The organism is Streptomyces fungicidicus (genome assembly GCF_003665435.1).
GTDB classification, from domain to species: domain Bacteria; phylum Actinomycetota; class Actinomycetes; order Streptomycetales; family Streptomycetaceae; genus Streptomyces; species Streptomyces fungicidicus.
This window is the reverse complement of record NZ_CP023407.1, coordinates 3,795,417-3,812,954: the sequence shown is the minus strand read 5'-3', so window position 1 is coordinate 3,812,954 and position 17,538 is coordinate 3,795,417. Positions and strand designations below refer to the sequence as shown.

16 protein-coding genes are annotated in these 17,538 nt (G+C 70.7%); 8 read left to right on the top strand and 8 right to left on the bottom strand.

From position 1 onward, the window contains the following. Nucleotides 1-56: 56 nt before the first annotated feature. The 4 genes from CNQ36_RS17345 to CNQ36_RS17330 all read right to left on the bottom strand — a co-directional run bounded on the left by CNQ36_RS17345 (nt 57) and on the right by CNQ36_RS17330 (nt 3,230). Nucleotides 57-962: a LysR family transcriptional regulator gene (locus tag CNQ36_RS17345; RefSeq protein WP_121546678.1), complete on the bottom strand. Its 906-nt coding sequence runs from the start codon at nt 960-962 to the stop codon at nt 57-59. 227 nt (nt 963-1,189) lie between these two features. Further along, nucleotides 1,190-2,359 carry a cystathionine gamma-lyase gene (locus CNQ36_RS17340; RefSeq protein WP_121546677.1) on the bottom strand — a complete coding sequence of 390 codons (1,170 nt, stop codon included), beginning with the start codon at nt 2,357-2,359 and terminating at the stop codon, nt 1,190-1,192. Next, on the bottom strand, nt 2,356-2,847 hold the full coding sequence (locus CNQ36_RS17335) for a low molecular weight protein-tyrosine-phosphatase (RefSeq protein ID WP_121546676.1): 492 nt from the start codon (nt 2,845-2,847) through the stop codon (nt 2,356-2,358). The genes CNQ36_RS17340 and CNQ36_RS17335 overlap by 4 nt, the downstream gene beginning before the upstream one ends. Nucleotides 2,848-2,852: 5 nt before the next feature. Then, entirely contained in the window at nt 2,853-3,230 is a 378-nt protein-coding gene (locus CNQ36_RS17330; protein WP_121546675.1) for a phage holin family protein, read from the bottom strand. Between the two features lie 60 nt (nt 3,231-3,290). On the opposite strand from CNQ36_RS17330, the gene CNQ36_RS17325 reads away from it, so the two are divergent. From CNQ36_RS17325 to CNQ36_RS17310, 4 genes are all read left to right on the top strand, one after another. Next, nucleotides 3,291-3,608, top strand: coding sequence for a cupin domain-containing protein (locus CNQ36_RS17325; protein ID WP_004929283.1), 318 nt, complete (start codon nt 3,291-3,293; stop codon nt 3,606-3,608). Between the two features lie 146 nt (nt 3,609-3,754). After that, on the top strand, nt 3,755-3,967 hold the full coding sequence (locus tag CNQ36_RS17320; protein WP_004929286.1) for a DUF5326 family protein: 213 nt from the start codon (nt 3,755-3,757) through the stop codon (nt 3,965-3,967). Between the two features lie 297 nt (nt 3,968-4,264). Next, nucleotides 4,265-4,990 (top strand): IclR family transcriptional regulator, encoded by a 726-nt coding sequence (locus tag CNQ36_RS17315; protein WP_040908630.1) that lies wholly within the window; start codon nt 4,265-4,267, stop codon nt 4,988-4,990. 98 nt (nt 4,991-5,088) lie between these two features. Further along, nucleotides 5,089-5,523 carry an SsgA family sporulation/cell division regulator gene (locus tag CNQ36_RS17310; protein ID WP_121546674.1) on the top strand — a complete coding sequence of 145 codons (435 nt, stop codon included), beginning with the start codon at nt 5,089-5,091 and terminating at the stop codon, nt 5,521-5,523. A gap of 65 nt (nt 5,524-5,588) precedes the next feature. Here CNQ36_RS17310 and CNQ36_RS17305 read toward each other — a convergent pair whose 3' ends face one another. After that, nucleotides 5,589-7,007, bottom strand: coding sequence for a YibE/F family protein (locus tag CNQ36_RS17305; protein WP_121546673.1), 1,419 nt, complete (start codon nt 7,005-7,007; stop codon nt 5,589-5,591). Between the two features lie 253 nt (nt 7,008-7,260). Here CNQ36_RS17305 and thiC point away from each other — a divergent pair, with 253 nt between their 5' ends. Together thiC and CNQ36_RS17295 are read left to right on the top strand one after the other, a co-directional pair. After that, the gene (thiC, locus tag CNQ36_RS17300) at nt 7,261-9,057 is read left to right on the top strand and encodes a phosphomethylpyrimidine synthase ThiC (protein ID WP_121546672.1); all 1,797 of its coding nucleotides are present in this window, start codon (nt 7,261-7,263) and stop codon (nt 9,055-9,057) included. Between the two features lie 101 nt (nt 9,058-9,158). Continuing rightward, nucleotides 9,159-10,556, top strand: coding sequence for a VWA domain-containing protein (locus CNQ36_RS17295; protein WP_121546671.1), 1,398 nt, complete (start codon nt 9,159-9,161; stop codon nt 10,554-10,556). A gap of 99 nt (nt 10,557-10,655) precedes the next feature. Here the strand turns inward: CNQ36_RS17295 and CNQ36_RS17290 are convergent, their stop codons facing one another. The 3 genes from CNQ36_RS17290 to CNQ36_RS17280 form a co-directional block, all read right to left on the bottom strand. Then, a complete protein-coding gene (locus CNQ36_RS17290; protein ID WP_121546670.1) occupies nt 10,656-11,525 on the bottom strand; it encodes a hypothetical protein in 870 nt (289 codons plus the stop codon). A 183-nt stretch (nt 11,526-11,708) separates the two neighbouring features. Next, entirely contained in the window at nt 11,709-12,800 is a 1,092-nt protein-coding gene (locus CNQ36_RS17285) for a metallophosphoesterase (protein ID WP_086014682.1), read from the bottom strand. A gap of 268 nt (nt 12,801-13,068) precedes the next feature. Continuing rightward, the gene (locus CNQ36_RS17280; RefSeq protein ID WP_004929306.1) at nt 13,069-14,181 is read right to left on the bottom strand and encodes a LacI family DNA-binding transcriptional regulator; all 1,113 of its coding nucleotides are present in this window, start codon (nt 14,179-14,181) and stop codon (nt 13,069-13,071) included. 493 nt (nt 14,182-14,674) lie between these two features. Between CNQ36_RS17280 and hisC the strand changes: the two genes are divergently transcribed. Both hisC and CNQ36_RS17270 read left to right on the top strand, forming a co-directional pair. Then, nucleotides 14,675-15,754 (top strand): histidinol-phosphate transaminase, encoded by a 1,080-nt coding sequence (gene hisC / locus CNQ36_RS17275; protein ID WP_121546669.1) that lies wholly within the window; start codon nt 14,675-14,677, stop codon nt 15,752-15,754. Nucleotides 15,755-16,018: 264 nt separating this feature from the next. After that, a complete protein-coding gene (locus tag CNQ36_RS17270) occupies nt 16,019-17,524 on the top strand; it encodes a cytochrome ubiquinol oxidase subunit I (protein ID WP_121546668.1) in 1,506 nt (501 codons plus the stop codon). Nucleotides 17,525-17,538 lie beyond the last annotated feature (14 nt).

Sequence of the window (17,538 nt, the reverse complement as noted above, 5' to 3'; positions counted from 1 at the left end):
GTGGCCCGGCTGGTTCCACGTGAAACATCGGAAGGGGCCCCGGCCCGTCCGGCGGGTCAGCTCCAGTCGGCGGCCGCCCGCTCCAGCCGCTCGTGGGCCCGTGCGATGTGCGGCATCGCCAGCGTGCCCGTGCGTACCACCAGGAAGTACGTGCGCAGCGGTGGCACCGTCGGTTCGTGCAGGGCCACCACGTCGCCCCGGCCGAGCGCGTCCCCGCACAGATAGCGGGGCAGTACCGCCAGTCCCGCTCCCGCGGCGGCGCAGGCCAGCACCGCGCGTAGATCCGGCACGACGACGGTGCCCGGGGCGACGGGGCGGGAGTCGAAGACGGAGGCCCAGTAGCGGGCGACGAAGGGCAGCGACTCATGGACCTCGACGACCGGGACGCGCTCCAGGGCGGACGGGCCGGTGCGGCGGAGACCGCCGGAGCCGATCCGCTCGGCCCAGCGCGGGGCGGCGACCAGGACGTGCTCCTCGTCGCAGAGGGCGGTCGCCGTGAGCAGGGCGCCGCGTGGCCGGGCCGTGCAGATGGCGAGGTCGTGGTGTCCGGCGGCCAGCCCCTCCAGAGCCTCCTCGGCGGTGCCGAACGAGGCGCGCAGGGCGATGCTCCGGCCGTCCTCGCCGGTCAGCTCCGTGAGCACGGGCAGCGCCCGCTCGGCGGTGAACTCCGGAGGGCCGGCCAGGTGCAGCGTCCGTAAGGAGGAGTCCTCCTCCAGCCCGGACTCGGCGATCTCCACCAGGGCGTCGAGATGCGGCGCCGCCTTGTGGGCCAGCTCGTCCCCGATGGACGTCGGTGTCACACCGCGCGCCTGCCGCAGGAACAGGGGTCGTCCCAGCTGCCGCTCCAGCGTGCGTATCTGCGAGGTGACGGCGGGCTGGGAGAGGCCGAGCAGGGCCGCCGCACGGGTGAAGGAGCCGGCCCGGTGCACGGTCACGAAGGTCCGCAGCAATGCCAGATCCACGGCACACCCTCCCTCGTCGTCCCCGCTGCGGGCCGGACGCGGCCAACTATAAATATGTCGATAGGCCGCTGTCGTTACTGTGATTGGACACTGACACTGAGTCAACTAGCCTTGGTCGAGCGGTTCTTCGCGCGCGGAACCGAGGACGGTCCGAGCCACGAGGGGGGAGGCTCGGACCGTCCGCCGCAGTGTGCCGGTCGCCCGCCGGCCTTCGCGGGAGCCGCCGGTCAGCCGGCCGACTCGTCGAGGGCGCGCAGTACGTCCGCGACCAGGTCCTCCGGGTCCTCGGCGCCCACGGAGAAGCGGATGAAGCCCTCCGGCACCGCGTCCCCGCCCCAGCGCCCGCGCCGCTCCGCGGTGGACCGTACGCCGCCGAAGCTCGTCGCGTCGTCCACGAGCCGCAGCGCGTCGAGGAAGGCGTCCGCACGCGCCCGCGAGGGCAGCGTGAAGGAGACCACGCACCCGTAGCGCCGCATCTGCTGCGAGGCGATCCGGTGCGAGGGATCGTCGGGCAGCCCCGGATAGCGCAGACCCGTCACCTCCGGCCGCTCGCGCAGTGCCCCGGCGAGCGCCAGGGCGGTGGCGTTCTGCCGGTCGACACGCAGGTGCAGCGTGGCGATCGAGCGGTGCGCGAGCCAGGCCTCCATAGGTCCCGGAATGGCGCCGACGATCTTGCGCCAGCGGCGGACCGCGGCCATGGCCTCGGCGTTCCGGCCGGTGACGTAGCCGAGGAGGACGTCGCCGTGACCGGTGAGCTGCTTGGTGCCACTGGCCACCGAGAAGTCGGCGCCGAGCTCCAGCGGGCGCTGGCCGAGCGGCGTCGCCAGGGTGTTGTCCACGGCCACCAGGGCGCCGCGCGCGTGCGCCGCCTCGGCGAGCCGCCGGACGTCGCACACGTCGAGCCCCGGATTCGAGGGCGTCTCGATCCACAGCAGCTTCGCGCCGTCGAGAACCTCCAGCTGGGCGTCCCCGCCGGTCGGCGCGGTGCGCACCTCGATGCCGAAGGCCTCCAGCTGGGCCCGTGCCAGGGGCAGGGCCTGGTAGCCGTCGTCCGGCAGGACGACCGCGTCCCCGGCGCTCAGCTGGGAGAAGAGCACCGAGGAGATCGCGGCCATGCCCGAGGCGAACACGAGGGCCTCGACGTCGTCCTGCCCCGGCGCCTCCAGTTCCCCGACGGCCCGTTCCAGCAAGGTCCAGGTCGGGTTCTCGTCCCGGCCGTAGGTGTACGGGCCGGTGGGGTCGCCGGGCAGATGGAAGTGCGCCGCGAACACGGGCCCGGGCAGGGTCGGCTCGTGCTTGACCGGCTCGGGCAGCCCGGCACGAACCGCGCGGGTGCCGTCACCCGCCCCGTCCGGCAGCGCGGGCCCCTGGCCCGCGCCGGTCGTCGAATCGTTCATGCCGCGTGTCCTTCCACCTGCTCGCGTACCGCGGCGAGCAGTCCGGTGCTCGCCGTCTCCACCATCTCAAGACATGCGGCGAAATCTTCCGCGCCCCCGTAGTAGGGATCCGGTACGTCGGGATCGCCGTCCGCCGCGGGGTCGTAGGAACGCAGCAGACGCACCTTCTCCGCGTCCCGTTCCGTGGGGGCGAGGCGGCGCAGCGCCCGGAGGTGGCCGGAGTCGAGCGCGATCACGAGATCGAGGCGGGCGAACCAGGAGGGGTCGAACCGCCGGGCCGTGTGACCGGCGTCATAGTCGTGCTCCCGCAGCACGGTCACCGTGCGCGGATCGGCGCCCTCGCCCTCGTGCCAGCCGTCCGTACCGGCGCTGTCCACCTCGACCAGGCCGTCGAGACCGGCCTGAACCACCCGCGCGCGGAAGACGGACTCGGCCATCGGGGAGCGGCAGATGTTGCCGGTGCAGACGAAGCAGACGCGGTAGGTCATGGTGCTCAGTCCCCGTCGGGCAGCACGACGTTGAGCGCCCAGGAGACCACGGAGATGATCAGCGCGCCCAGTACGGCCGTCCAGAAGCCGTCCACGTGGAAGCTCAGGTCGAACTGGTCGGCGAGCCAGGAGGTGAGCAGCAGCATCAGCGCGTTCACCACCAGGGTGAACAGCCCCAGGGTCAGGATGAGCAGAGGGAGGCTCAGCAGCTTCACGAACGGCTTGACCAGCAGGTTCACCACGCCGAAGATCAGTGCGACAAGTATGAGGGTGCCGATCTCCTTGCCCGTGCTGTCACCGGTGAGGGTGATCTTGTCGAGCAGCCAGACCGCGACTGCCAGGGCGCCGGCGTTGGCGAGCGTCTTGACTAGGAAATTCATCATGTGTCTGATCGTGGCAGACACGATCGGACACGGGCAGTGAGGCAGGGGCGGGACCACACGATGAAGGCATTCCGGCTGGACGAACTGGAGGCGGAGCGCGCCGCCAACGACGGGGCCTACCTGCAGTTCCTGCGGGAACGGAACATGTCGGTCGGCCTCTACGCGCTGGACGCGGGCGCCCAGGACCCGCAGCAGCCGCACAGCCAGGACGAGGTGTACTTCGTCGTCAGCGGCCGTGCGGCGATCACCGTCGGCATGGAGACCACCCAGGTGGCACGCGGCAGCGTCGTGTACGTACCGGCCGGGGTGGCGCACAAGTTCCACCACATCAGCGAGGATCTGCGGGTTCTGGTGGTGTTCTCTCCCCCCGAGAGCTGAGCCCCGCCCCGGGGTTCCCTAGGGGAACGGTCAGGGGAGGACAAGGGATCCGGGGCCCCCGCCGGAGCACCCGCGGCCCTAGCATCGAGTGCAGGACACATCGACACGACCCGGCACTCGGCGGGCGGAGAGGTAAGGACAGGGCGATGCGAGAGATCTTCACGGGACTGCCGTGGTGGGTGAAGTGGATCGCGGTGCCGGTCATCGCTCTGGTCGTGTTCGGCGGACTGATCGCCAGCGTGATCGGCTTCGTGATCGGACTGCTCTTCAAGGTGCTGCTCTTCGTGGCGCTGGTCGGCGGACTGATCTACGTCGTGAGGAAGTTCATGTCGAGCTCCTCGTCGCGCAGCGACTGGTGAGCCGAGGGGGACCGGTGGGGCGGTAACAGGAATCACCGGTTCCCTCGGGCGGGGGAAGTTTCTCCGGCGGGCCGTCCGCGCGCGGTGACAGCCCGTTAGAGTCCGGAACTCGACGCGGGGACGATCCCCGCGAGCGGCGTCCCCCACCCGTGTTCCCGCACGGGCCGCCCTCTCGCGTTACGGAAGTGACCCTTGGCCACGACTGGCACCGCCTCCGCACAGCTGACCGCGGTCCCCCCGCAGCCCCGTTCGCCGGCGCCCTCCGCACCGCCTCCCACCGCGACCCTGATCGGCTCGGTGCAGCGGGCCATGCGTCTGCTGGAGACCGTCGCCGGCCACGAGTACGGGGCCCCCGCCAAGCAGCTGGCCCGTGAGACCGGGCTGGCGCTCCCCACCGCCTACCACCTGCTGCGCACCCTGGTGCACGAGGGTTATCTGCGCCGTGACAAGGGCCTGTTCTTCCTGGGGGAGGCGGCAGCACGGCTGAGCAGCAGCGGAGCACAGCAGAAACGTCGCAGCACGGTGGCCGACACCCTGGCCCGCTGGCGGGACGCGATCGGCGCCCCCGTGTACTACGCCGTGTACCGCGAGGGCGAGATCGACCTCGTCTGCGTCTCCGACACCCCCGGCAACCCCGCGGTCGAGGAATGGGCCGACTTCCGGCAGACCGGCCACGCCCACGCGCTCGGACAGTGCCTGCTCTCCCAGCTAGACGAGGAGGGCCGCCGCGACCACCTCGACCGCCATCCCGTGCGGCCCGTCACTCCGTACACCGTGCGCGACGAGCAGGGGCTGCTCAGGCGCCTGGAGCGGACGCGGCGCATGGAACCGGTCATGGAACGCCAGGAGTACGCCCTCGGCACGGTCTGCGCGGCGATCCCGGTCACCGTCGGCTCCACGGCCGCGGCGGTGGCCCTCTCGCTCCCCGCACACCAGGCCGACCGGCTCGTCCCCGCGGCCCTGCGGCTCCAGGCCGAGGCGGGACGTCTGCTCGGGTCGCTCACGCCGTCTATCAGTATCTGAAAACTCACTCCTTGTGATCTGCTGTGTACTTTCAGCAAGATTCCCTGTGGTGTCAGGGTCCATGCCCGGCCAGTCCGTGGCGAATGACGGGGTAGGCGATGCGCGAATCCGTACAGGCAGAGGTCATGATGAGCTTTCTCGTGTCGGAGGAGCTGTCCTTCCGCATTCCGGTGGAGCTCCGCTACGACACCTGTGATCCCTACGCCGTACGGCTGACCTTCCACCTGCCCGGGGACGCCCCCGTCACCTGGGCGTTCGGCCGAGAGCTGCTGATCGACGGCGTGGGGCGGCCGTGCGGCGAGGGCGATGTGCGGGTCTCGCCGCTCGACCCCGACGCGCTGGGCGAGGTGCTGATCCGGCTTCAGGTCGGCGGCGACCAGGCGCTGTTCCGCTCGTCGACGGCGCCGCTGGTGGCCTTCCTCGACCGCACCGACAAGCTGGTGCCGCTGGGCCAGGAGGGGGCGCTCGCCGACTTCGACGCCCACCTCGACGACGCGCTGGACCGGATCCTGGCGGAGCAGAGCGCCGGCTGAGGAGTTCCGCCGGCCGGGTGACCGGTGGCGGAACGCTTCAGCGGGCTGCGCCCGCCCCGCGGACCTCAGCGCTTGCGGCGCCTGCCCCTGCCCCCGCGCATCGTGGGAGGCCGGGCTTCCGGTGCCTGTGCAGCCTCCTGCGCCCCCGCCCGGCCGGGTGTCCGTGCCGAGGGGCGGTCGGCCGAGACGACCAGTGCGGCCAGGGCCGTGGTCACCGGCACCGAGGCCACCAGGCCGATCGAGCCGATCAGGGTGCGCACGATCTCCTCCGCGACCAGCTCGCTGTTGGCGACCGTCCCCACGCTGCTCTGCGCGATGGAGAACAGCAGCAGCAGCGGCAGCGCGGCGCCCGCGTAGGCGAGGACCAGCGTGTTGACGACGGACGCGATGTGGTCGCGGCCGATGCGGATGCCCGCGCGGTACAGCCCGCGCCAGCCCGTCGACGGGTTGGCCTCGTGCAGCTCCCAGACCGCCGACGTCTGCGTCACCGTCACGTCGTCGAGGACGCCGAGCGAACCGATGATGACGCCGGCCAGCAGCAGACCGCTCATGTCGATACCGGGATACAGCCCGTGGATCAGACCGGTGTTGTCGTCGGTGTTGCCGGTGAGCGCGGCCCAGCCGATGAACACCGAGCCCAGGACGCCGATCAGCAGCAGCGAGATCAGCGTGCCGAGCACCGCCACCGATGTGCGCGCCGACGGCCCATGGCAGAGGTACAGCGCGATCAGCATGATCGCGCTCGCCCCCACCACCGCCACGACCAGCGGGTTCGAGCCCTGCAGGATGGCGGGCAGCACGAAGAAGTTGAGCACCAGGAAGCTGATCGCCAGCGCGACCAGCGCCATGACGCCCCGCAGCCGTCCCACGGCCACCACGGCGAGCGCGAAGATGCCGGCGAGCAGCGCGAGGGGGAAGCGCCGGTCCACGTCGGTGACCGAGTACTGGAGGTCGTCGGGCGCCGAGGGTTCGTAGGCGACGACGACCTTCTGGCCCTCGCTCAGCTGCCGGGACTGGTCCGGCTGCACGATCTCGTCGAAGGTACGGCCCTTGTCCTTGCCGGTGTCGACACGGATCGTCGCCTTCTTGCAGGTGCCGTCCGCCTGCTGTTGGGCGGAGGAGCCCTCCGCGGTGGAGGTGTCGCCGGTCGGCACGCCTCCGGAGGCGTTGACGGACTGACAGCTCAGCTCGACCACCTTGGTGACCGTGGCGTGCTGCGTCTGCCGGTCGAAGCCGACGCCGGTGCGTTCGTGCGCCGGGGCGCCGCCCGGCCACAGCACGGCGAGCCCGATCAGCACCGCCGCCGCGAACGGGATCAGGATCGCCGCGATGACCTTGCGCAGGTGCTGGGAGACGGGCGCCGCCGGGCCGTGGGCGTGGCTGTGTCCGTGCCCGTGCGGGTGGCCGTGGCCGCCGCCGTCTCCCGCGCCGGGCGGGCGCGGGGGTTCGGGCGGTGGAAACGGAGGAGGCTGAGTCGGGGTCACCGCCCGATCATCGCAAGAACGGGGTGGGCCCTCTGTTCACCGCGCCAGAAAGGACGCTAGCGTGGAGGCGCTTTTGTACACGCGGGAGCTCGGAGCACCGGGCTGAGAGGGCGCTGACCTCCGTCCCAGCCATGTTTCACATGAAACGTCACCGAAGTCGAGTGATGTTTCACACGGAACGCCGGCAGACGGAAACCGCTGCGTCGACCGCTGAACCTGTTACCGGGTAATGCCGGCGTAGGGAGTAGGTCTCATGACCAACAAGGACGCACGCACGCCTGCCTCCACGCAGGACCCGACGGGCACGTCGGAGAACGGGGAGGCCGGGAAGTCCATCGGCTGGCACAAGGCGTACGTCGAGGGCACCCGCCCCGATCTGCGGGTGCCGGTCCGCCAGGTGCACCTCACCAACGGGCAGTCGGTCACGCTGTACGACACTTCGGGCCCATACACCGATCCGCTGGTCGGCACCGACGTCCGCCGGGGGCTGACACCGCTGCGGGAGAACTGGATCACCGCCCGCGGCGACACCGAGGAGTACGAGGGCCGCCCCGTCCGTCCCGAGGACGACGGGATCAGGCACACCTCTCCGCGCGGCGGTCTGCGTAATCTGGACGCCGTCTTCCCCGGCCGGCCGCGCCAGCCGCGCCGGGGCCGCGGGGGCCGGGCGGTCACGCAGCTGGCGTACGCGCGGCGCGGCGAGATCACGCCCGAGATGGAGTTCGCGGCGATCCGGGAGAACGTCGCGCCCGAAGTGGTCCGCGAGGAGATCGCGGCGGGCCGGGCCGTGCTGCCGGCCAACGTCAACCACCCCGAGATCGAGCCGATGATCATCGGCAAGCGGTTCCTGGTGAAGGTCAACGCCAACATCGGCAACTCCGCGGTGACCTCCTCCATCGAGGAGGAGGTCGAGAAGATGACCTGGGCGACCCGCTGGGGCGCCGACACGGTCATGGACCTCTCCACCGGCCGCAACATCCACACCACCCGCGAGTGGGTGCTGCGCAACTCCCCCGTCCCCATCGGCACCGTGCCGCTCTACCAGGCCCTGGAGAAGGTCGACGGCCGGGCCGAGGAGCTGACCTGGGAGATCTACAAGGACACGGTCGTCGAACAGGCCGAGCAGGGCGTGGACTACATGACGGTGCACGCGGGCGTGCGCCTCGCGTACGTGCCGCTCACCGCGCACCGCAAGACCGGCATCGTCTCGCGCGGCGGCTCGATCATGGCAGCGTGGTGTCTGGCGCACCACAAGGAGTCGTTCCTCTACGAGCACTTCGAGGAGCTCTGCGAGATCCTCGCCGCATACGACGTCACGTACTCGCTCGGCGACGGCCTGCGGCCCGGCTCCATCGCGGACGCCAACGACGAGGCGCAGTTCGCGGAGCTGCGCACGCTCGGGGAACTCAACACGATCGCGAAGCGCTTCCACGTGCAGACCATGATCGAGGGCCCGGGGCACGTCCCGATGCACAAGATCAAGGAGAACATCGACCTCCAGCAGGAGATCTGCGAGGAGGCCCCGTTCTACACGCTCGGCCCGCTGACCACCGACGTCGCGCCGGCGTACGACCACATCACCTCCGGCATCGGTGCCGCGATGATCGCCTGGTGGGGCACGGCCATGCTCTGCTACGTCACGCCCAAGGAGCACCTGGGCCTGCCCAACCGCGACGACGTCAAGACCGGCGTCATCACCTACAAGATCGCCGCCCACGCCGCGGACCTCGCCAAGGGGCACCCGGGCGCCCAGGAGTGGGACGACGCGCTGTCCGACGCCCGCTTCGAGTTCCGGTGGGAGGACCAGTTCAACCTGGCCCTCGACCCGGACACGGCACGGGAGTTCCACGACGAGACCCTCCCGGCGGAACCCGCCAAGACGGCCCACTTCTGCTCGATGTGCGGTCCGAAATTCTGTTCGATGAAAATCTCCCAGGACATCCGCCGTGAACATGGCGGCAGCCGTACCGAGATCGAGGAGGGAATGGCGCAGAAGTCGAAGGAGTTCGCCGCGGCGGGCAATCGCGTGTATCTCCCCCTCACCGACTGAGCGGCCGCGCGGGGGCGGCGCCCGTGACGGGGTGCCGCTCCTGCGGGAGCCGGGCCGGGCCGCCCCTCCCCTTCGGCGGGGTGGATGGGCAGACTGGCCCCATGACAGCGAGTTCCATGAGCAAGGGGTCCAACCTTCCCGTCGATGCCCGCGTGGTGCGCGTTGAGCTCGCTTGGGCGGCCGGGTCCGGCGTGCCCGACATCGACGCCTCCGCGCTGCTCCTCACGGAGGCCGGGCAGGTGCGGGACGACGCGGACTTCGTCTTCTACAACCAGCCCCGTCACGCCTCCGGCGCGGTGACGCACCTCGGGAAGCGGAGCGTCGCCGGTGCCGCCGGCGACACCATCGAGGTGGATCTGGGGGCGGTCGAGCCGGCGGTCGAGCGGATCGTGCTGTGCGCGTCGGCCGACGGCGGGACGTTCGGCCAGGTGCCGGGTCTGGCGCTGCGGCTGCTGGACGCCTCGACGGGGTCCGAGCTGGCCCGGTTCGACATGGTGGCAGGGACGGAGACGGCGTTCATCGGCGGCGAGTTGTACCGGCGGCAGGGGAAGTGGAAGTTCCGGGCGGTGGGGCAGGGGTACGCCTCCGGGCTCGCCGGGCTCGCCACCGACTTCGGCATCACCGTGGACGACGCGCCCCGGCCCGCCGCCGCACCCGCGGTCCCGCCGCCCCCGCCGGCTCCTCCCGCCGCACCGGCCGCGCCCGCCGCCTCCGCCCCCTCCCGTCCCGGTGCCCCCCGGCTGACCAAGGGCGAGGAGCGGCTGCCCGTCGACATGCGGAAGCGGTTGTCGCTGCGCAAGGAGCAGGTGGCGGTCAGTCTGCGCAAACACGGCGCCGCCGACGTCGTCGCGCGCGTCGTCCTCGTGCTGGACGCCTCCGGGTCCATGTCCTTCCTGTACTCCAAGGGGGTCGTGGCCGATGTCGTGGAGCGGATGGCGGCGGTCGCCGCGCAGCTGGACGACGACGGTGAGATGCAGGCCTGGACGTTCGCCTCGAACCCGGCCCGGCTGCCGGACCTGCGGCTCGGGGAGCTTCCGGAGTGGCTGCGGCTGCATGTGCGCGTGGGGGAGGTGGGCCTGTTCCGGCGCGGACGGAAGAAGGGACTGGACCCCAGCCAGGTCGACATGCGCGACGTGGGCATCCAGAACGAGGAGCAGAAGGTGATCGCCGAGGTGCGGGCGTTCGTCCGGGACAATCCCGCGTCCGCTCCGACGCTCGTCCTGTTCTTCTCCGACGGCGGCGTCTACCGCAACAAGGAGATCGAGCGCGAACTCCGTGAGGCGGTGGAGGAACCCGTGTTCTGGCAGTTCGTGGGGCTGGGCAAGTCCAACTACGGCGTGCTGGAGCGGTTCGACACGCTGGCGGGGCGCCGGGTCGACAACGTCGGCTTCTTCGCCGTCGACGACATCGGCACCGTGCCGGACGCGGAGCTGTACGACCGTCTGCTCTCCGAGTTCCCGCAGTGGATCACGGCCGCCGGACGGGCGGGCATCCTCTGAGGACCGCGTCGGGCCGGCCCCGTCCGGCCGGCCCGCCCACCCGGCTCGCGTCTCCGCCGCGGAGCGCGAGCCGGCGGACGTGCCGCCAAGCCGTTCCGGCTAGTCCGGCTGGTGCTCCGGCCCGCCGAAGTCCGGGCTCGAGTAGTCCGGACTGGAGTAGCTCGGCCGAGTGCCGCGCGCCGAGCCCTCGCCCGGGCTGGAGAAGCCCGGCCTGTCGTACCCGAGGTGCGGGATACGGCCGGCCGGCGGGGGCGGGGCCGTGTGCTGCAGCGCGGTGGCCGTCGCCGGGTCGGCGAGGGCCTCCCGCAGGAACGGCAGGATCCCCCGCTCCAGCAGGGCCTCGCGCCAGGCGTCCCTGGCCCGGGTCACCTCCCCGTCGAGCTCGTCGTACGAGCCGCCGGGCGCCGAGGGCTTGTTGTGCAGCGCCGTGATCAGCAGGCCCACGGCGGCGACCAGGATGGCGACGGCCGTCACCGCGCCGAACACCCAGCCCGTGGTGAGCATGGTCCGGGCGAACGCGGCGCCGGGATCGAGCATCCGCAGGATGTAGCCGACCAGCAGGAAGATCGCGGCCGAGGTACCGGCCAGGACGGGCGCCAGGACGGCCACGACGGCGACGGCGCCGGCCCCGGCGGTCTCGGCGACCTCGCCCATGGTGGCGGCGAGCCCCACCGCGTTCGCGCCCGGCTCGGCGGAGCCGGAATCACGGGCGGACGGCGTGCCCTGTGCGGGTGGCCGGCGCAGTTCCTCGCGCAGCTTCACGTAGTTCTGGTACTCGGTGGCCGCGGCCGCCGTGATGAGGGCGCTGGCGTTGAGCGCCATGGTGCGCAGTTGTTCCGAGTTGAGCCGCTGACCGACAGCGGCCAGTTCCGGGTGGTGTGGTGCGGAGCGCAGCGCCGCATGGAGGATCCGCTCGTATTCCTGGCGGTCCTCACTCAGCAGGTGCTGCGGAACGCTGTTCATGTGCATCCCCCGATGCTCCGTAGGGCTTGGGGCTCGGCATGCTGACGAGCCGTCGGGCAGAAACGGAGGGGAGCCTGCTACGGATAAGCCGATGGTAGAGCGGTGACGGCGCGCGGTGACAGGGGGTTTACCGAAATTGGCATGTGCACGGTGCGCTTGCGGGCCGCGCCGTAGCGGCCCGCCGAACCGTCAGGCGCGCAGCGGCAGTTGCTGGACCAGCAGTTTTCCGGCCATGGTGACCCCGCCGTCCATCGCGATGGCGAGTCCGTCGGCGTAGACGTGCGGTCCGGTGACCACGGGGCCGGTGTCGTCCTCGTCCTCCTCGGAGCCGACTTCGCCGAGCAGGTACGGAATGGGGCTGTGGCCGTGTACGACCCGGGTGCCGCCGTACGTGTCCAGCAGGGAGCGCACCGCGTCGGCGCCGCCCTCGTCGCGGAAGGAGAACCGCTTGGTGAACTTGCGGAAGAGGTCCCAGACCTCGTCGGCGTCGTTGCGCGTGATCGTCTCGCGGACGGTGTCGTTGACCTCCTCGATGGAGCGGCCGTAGTCGAGGTAGGCGGTGGTGTCGGAGTGCAGCAGCAGGTGGCCGTCCACCTCCTCGACGGCGTCGAGCCGGGCCATCCACTGCAGGTGGTGGTCCTGGAGGCGGTCCATGTCGGTCTTCTGTCCGCCGTTGAGCAGCCAGGCCGCCTGGAAGGTGGCGGTGCCGGCGCCGGAGTTGACGGGGGTGTCCCCGAACCGCTTGGCGCCGATCAGCAGCAGCTCGTGGTTACCCATCAGGGCCTTGCAGTACCCGCCCGCGGCGGCGGCCTCGGCGGACAGCCGCATCACGAGGTCGATCACGCCGATGCCGTCCGGGCCGCGGTCGGTGAAGTCGCCGAGGAACCACAGCCGGGCGGTGCCGGCGCACCACTTGCCCGCCGCGTCGACGAGGTCCTGCTCCCGGAGCGCGGCCATCAGCTCGTCGAGGTAGCCGTGGACGTCGCCGACCACGTACAGCGGGCCCTGGCCGGTGGCGGGCGGCGGAGCGGGGACGGACGCGGGGTCGACGGTCACCTGGACAGTGTCACCCCGATTGATGACGGGGAGGTCCCGCTGGGTGGGCGTGTATCCCTCCGGATAGGTCTCCTCGGAGGGCGGGGCGACGTCACCGGGGTGCGTGCTCTGGGCGTACGGACCGGACTCGTGGACGTACGCGGGTACCCGGAAGTCGCGCAGCGTCGCCGTCCGCTCCACATCGGGTCCCTGACCGGCCCCCTGAGTCATCGACCCCTCCACCATCACGCCGCTTCCGCACCGCGTCGGACTGCCTGGTCGCAGCGGCCCGCGGTGTCGTGGGCCCATCATAGGAATGCGGATCGCGCTGTGTGATGACCCAGGGGTGGTGAATCGGAGCGAGACTCCGCTTCACCGAGGCTTTCGCCCCGTTTGGGACGGTCTTCGTCCGCCGTTCCCCCGCGCCCTCCGCCGGTCGCCGGCCCGTCCTCTCGGGGCGGCCGGCCCGTCCTGTTCCGTGGCCGGGCGGCGCCAGTCCGCTCGGACCGGTGTGTCACGTCCCGTTCGGGGACCTCGGCGGGCTGACCGTCGTACGCGGCGGGCGGCGCTGTGAGGAGGTGCGGACGATCAGTTCGGTCGGTATGACCTGCTCCACCGGCTGGTCGGACTCGACCCCCTCGATGGCGTCGATGAGCAGCTGGATCACCGCCGTGCCGATGCGGCGCGGTTTGAGGGAGAGCGTGGTGACCGGGGGTTCGGTGTTGGCGTAGACCATGGACTCGCTGCAGCAGACGAGCAGCAGGTCGTCCGGGACGCGCAGGCCGTAGCGGCGGGCGGCGGCGAGCAGGTCGGTGCCGTTCGGGTCGAACAGGCCGTAGACGGCGTCGGGGCGGTCGGGGCGTGCGAGCAGCCGGTCGGCGGCGACGGCGCCCGCGCGCGGATCGTGCGCCGGGTAGGACTCGTAGACGGGGTCCTGGCCCACGCGCTCGCACCAGCGCAGATACGCGGTGGTCGAGAGGTGGGTGTACGTGTCGGTGGTGGTGCCGGTGAGCAGACCGATGCGGCGGGCGCCGGCGTCGGCGAGGTGGTCGAGGATGCCCATGACCGCGGCCTCGTGGTCGTTGTCGACCCAGGCCGTGACCGGCAGCGCGCCGGCCGGGCGGCCGTCGGAGACGACCGGTAAGCCCTGGCGGACCAGTTCGCTGACGACCGGGTCCTGGTCGGAGGGGTCGATGACGACCGTGCCGTCCAGTGCGACGTTGGACCACACGTCGTGGCGGGAGGTCGCGGGCAGGATGACCAGGGCGTAGCCGCGGGCGAGCGCGGCGGAGGTGGCGGCCCGCGCCATCTCGGCGAAGTACGCGAACTCGGTGAAGGTGAAAGGTTCATCCCCGTACGTCGTCACGGTCAGGCCGATGAGTCCGGACTTCCCGGTGCGGAGCGTCCGGGCGGCGGCCGAGGGGCGGTACCCCAGTCGGTCGGCCACCTCGCGGACGTGGCGCCGGGTGGCGTCCGGGAGCCTGCCCTTGCCGTTGAGGGCGTCGGAGACGGTCGTGATGGAGACTCCGGCGGCGGCGGCCACGTCCCTGATGCCCGCTCGACCCGGCCGGCTGCCTCGGCGTGAGGTTTCCGCGCGGCTCACCTGGTGCTTCCCTGCTGCTGTCATGGCGAGCCGATAGTAGGGCTCATGCGGTGGGGTAGGGCGGACGCATATGCACACATTGACAGGCACGTTTCTGCATGATCATTGATACTCAATTGCCTTGCAAATCAAGGAGGTTGAACGTTCCAATGCCAGGACCTGACGTGTCGGCGCATGCGGGCCTGGCGAGGGTGCGATGTTGCGAAGAGGTCTCAACTCACCTGCACGGGGGATGCGCGCCACGGCGCGAACCACCGGCGCGTAGATATATGTGCGGCGCGCCCCTGGCCCGCACGCCCTTCGTACCCCTTCGTGGGACGTTGCCCCCTGTTGTTCCCGTGACCGGTGCCACGGGCGCGAGGACCCGGCCTTCCGGCGGGCGCGCCGGACCCTCCGGCCCCCGGGAAGCACGCCTCGTCCCCTCCTATACGCAGCGGGGCCGAATCCTCATAAGGTGAGCAGTATTGGATGTCGGCGGCGGACACGGGTGCCGCCGGTCTTCGCGAGGAGGACTGCGGTGAGCGAGACGAGCCCCAAGCTGCGCGCCGAGCTGGAGGGGATCCCCACGTACAAGCCGGGCAAACCGGCGGCGGCCGGCGGACCGGCGGCGTACAAGCTGTCCTCCAACGAGAACCCCTATCCGCCGCTGCCGGGCGTGATGGAGACCGTGACGGCCTCGGCCGCCTCGTTCAACCGCTACCCGGACATGGCCTGTACGGCGCTGACGGCGGAGCTGGCCGAGCGCTTCGCGGTCCCGGTGTCCCACGTGGCCACCGGCACCGGCTCGGTCGGCGTCGCCCAGCAGCTGCTGCAGGCCACCTCGGGCCCCGGTGACGAGGTGATCTACGCCTGGCGCTCCTTCGAGGCCTACCCGATCATCACGCAGATCAGCGGGGCCACCTCGGTGCAGGTGCCGCTCACCGAGGGCGATGTGCACGACCTGGACGCGATGGCCGACGCGATCACCGACCGGACGCGGCTCGTCTTCGTCTGCAACCCCAACAACCCCACCGGCACGGCGGTGCGCAGGGCCGAGCTGGAGCGGTTCCTCGACCGGGTGCCCGGCGACGTCCTGGTGGTGCTCGACGAGGCCTACCGTGAGTTCGTCCGGGACACCGACGTGCCGGACGGCGTGGAGATCTACCGGGAGCGGCCCAACGTCTGCGTGCTGCGGACCTTCTCCAAGGCGTACGGCCTGGCGGGGTTGCGCGTCGGTTTCGCCATCGCCCACGAGCCGGTGGCGGCGGCACTGCGCAAGACGGCGGTGCCGTTCGGCGTGAGCCAGATCGCGCAGGACGCGGCGATCGCCTCGCTGCGGGCCGAGGACGAGCTGATCGGCCGGGTCGGCTCACTGGTGTGCGAGCGCAACCGTGTGATGGACGCGCTGCGCGGCCAGGGCTGGACGGTGCCCGACACACAGGCCAACTTCGTGTGGCTGCGGCTGGGGGAGAGCACCGTGCCGTTCGCGCAGGCGTGCGAGCAGGCGGGTGCGGTCGTCCGGCCGTTCGCCGGGGAGGGTGTGCGGGTCACGGTCGGCGAGACCGAGGCGAACGACATCTTCCTGAAGGTGGCGGAGGGCTTCCGCAAGGATCTCTGAGCCGGGCGCCCCAGGGGCTCCGACCAGCCGAAACGTTCAGGCGGCCGACGGTGATCCGTCGGCCGCCGTCGTGTGCGCGCCGACAGGTCGACACAAAGGGGTTGACGTCACAGTGGACCCCCCTTTCCGGTCGGAAAAGCGGTAGGTCATAATTGCTTGTGAATGTGAACGCGTTCACAAGCGCATCCCGTTTGCTCCGAGATGTCGGGGACGAACGGGATCAAGGCAGGACGCCGTGACCACGGCGAAGTAAGGAGCGACGACGTGGATCTGGCTCTGGCGCCGGAGACCCTGGCGCGATGGCAGTTCGGTATCACCACCGTCTACCACTTCCTCTTCGTTCCCCTGACGATCTCGCTCGCCGCCCTCGTCGCCGGGCTGCAGACCGCCTGGGTGCGTACGGAGAAGGAGAAGTACCTCAGGGCGACGAAGTTCTGGGGCAAGCTCTTCCTGATCAACATCGCGATGGGTGTGGTCACCGGAATCGTGCAGGAGTTCCAGTTCGGCATGAACTGGTCCGACTACTCGCGGTTCGTCGGTGACGTCTTCGGAGCCCCGCTCGCCTTCGAGGCCCTGATCGCCTTCTTCTTCGAGTCCACCTTCATCGGCCTGTGGATCTTCGGCTGGGACAAGCTGCCCAAGAAGATCCACCTGGCCTGCATCTGGATGGTCTCGATCGGCACCCTGCTGTCGGCGTACTTCATCCTCGCCGCCAACTCCTGGATGCAGCACCCGGTCGGCTACCGCATCAACGAGGAGAAGGGCCGCGCCGAGCTCACCGACTTCTGGCTGGTGCTCACCCAGAACACCACCCTCAACCAGGTCTTCCACAGCTTCTCGGCGGCCTTCCTGACCGGCGGCGCCTTCATGGTCGGCATCGCCGCCTTCCACCTGATGCGCAAGAAGCACATCCCGGTGATGCGTACCTCGCTCCGGCTCGGCCTCGTCACCCTGGCGGTCGGCGGCCTGTTCACCGCGGTCAGCGGCGACACCCTCGGCAAGGTCATGTACGAGCAGCAGCCGATGAAGATGGCCGCCGCCGAGGCCCTGTGGGACGGCGAGGAACCGGCGCCCTTCTCCGTGTTCGCCTACGGCGACGTCGACGAGGGACACAACAAGGTCGCCCTGGAGATCCCCGGCCTGCTGTCCTTCCTCGCACACAGCGACTTCGAGTCGTACGTGCCCGGCATCAACGACACCAACGAGGCCCTGCGGGAGAAGTTCGGCCCCGGTGACTACAAGCCCATCGTCCCCGTCGCCTACTGGGGCTTCCGCTGGATGATCGGCTTCGGCATGGCGTCCTTCTCGCTCGGCCTCCTCGGGCTCTGGCTCACCCGGAAGAGGTTCCTGCTGCCGGCCGCCCACCGCACCGGTGAGGACGAGGTGCCGCTCCTGGTGCTGCTGAAGCAGCCGCTCGGCTCGCGGCTCACCCGGCTGTACTGGCTGCTGGCCCTGTGGACCATGGCGTTCCCGCTGATCGCCAACTCCTGGGGATGGATCTTCACCGAGATGGGCCGGCAGCCCTGGGTGGTCTACGGCGTGATGCAGACCAGGGACGCGGTCTCCCCCGGTGTGTCCACGGCCGAGGTCATCACCTCGATGTCCGTCTTCACCCTGCTCTACGCGGTCCTGGCCGTCATCGAGGTCAAGCTGCTCGCCAAGTACGTCAAGGCGGGCCCGCCCGAGCTCGGTGAGTCCGACCTCAACCCGCCCACGAAGCTCGGCGGCGACCACCGTGACGCCGACAAGCCGATGGCCTTCTCGTACTAGGCCGAGGGAGCTGC

Excerpts from the sequence above, each read along its gene's own strand:
- thiC (WP_121546672.1), top strand. The coding sequence starts at position 7,261 with ATGACCAACAAGGACGCACGCACGCCTGCCTCCACGCAGGACCCGACG.
- CNQ36_RS17280 (WP_004929306.1), bottom strand. The coding sequence starts at position 14,181 with ATGACAGCAGCAGGGAAGCACCAGGTGAGCCGCGCGGAAACCTCACGC.
- CNQ36_RS17325 (WP_004929283.1), top strand. The coding sequence starts at position 3,291 with ATGAAGGCATTCCGGCTGGACGAACTGGAGGCGGAGCGCGCCGCCAAC.
- CNQ36_RS17320 (WP_004929286.1), top strand. The coding sequence starts at position 3,755 with ATGCGAGAGATCTTCACGGGACTGCCGTGGTGGGTGAAGTGGATCGCG.
- CNQ36_RS17285 (WP_086014682.1), bottom strand. The coding sequence starts at position 12,800 with ATGGTGGAGGGGTCGATGACTCAGGGGGCCGGTCAGGGACCCGATGTG.
- CNQ36_RS17310 (WP_121546674.1), top strand. The coding sequence starts at position 5,089 with ATGCGCGAATCCGTACAGGCAGAGGTCATGATGAGCTTTCTCGTGTCG.
- CNQ36_RS17340 (WP_121546677.1), bottom strand. The coding sequence starts at position 2,359 with ATGAACGATTCGACGACCGGCGCGGGCCAGGGGCCCGCGCTGCCGGAC.
- CNQ36_RS17330 (WP_121546675.1), bottom strand. The coding sequence starts at position 3,230 with ATGATGAATTTCCTAGTCAAGACGCTCGCCAACGCCGGCGCCCTGGCA.
- CNQ36_RS17295 (WP_121546671.1), top strand. The coding sequence starts at position 9,159 with ATGACAGCGAGTTCCATGAGCAAGGGGTCCAACCTTCCCGTCGATGCC.
- CNQ36_RS17335 (WP_121546676.1), bottom strand. The coding sequence starts at position 2,847 with ATGACCTACCGCGTCTGCTTCGTCTGCACCGGCAACATCTGCCGCTCC.
- CNQ36_RS17290 (WP_121546670.1), bottom strand. The coding sequence starts at position 11,525 with ATGCACATGAACAGCGTTCCGCAGCACCTGCTGAGTGAGGACCGCCAG.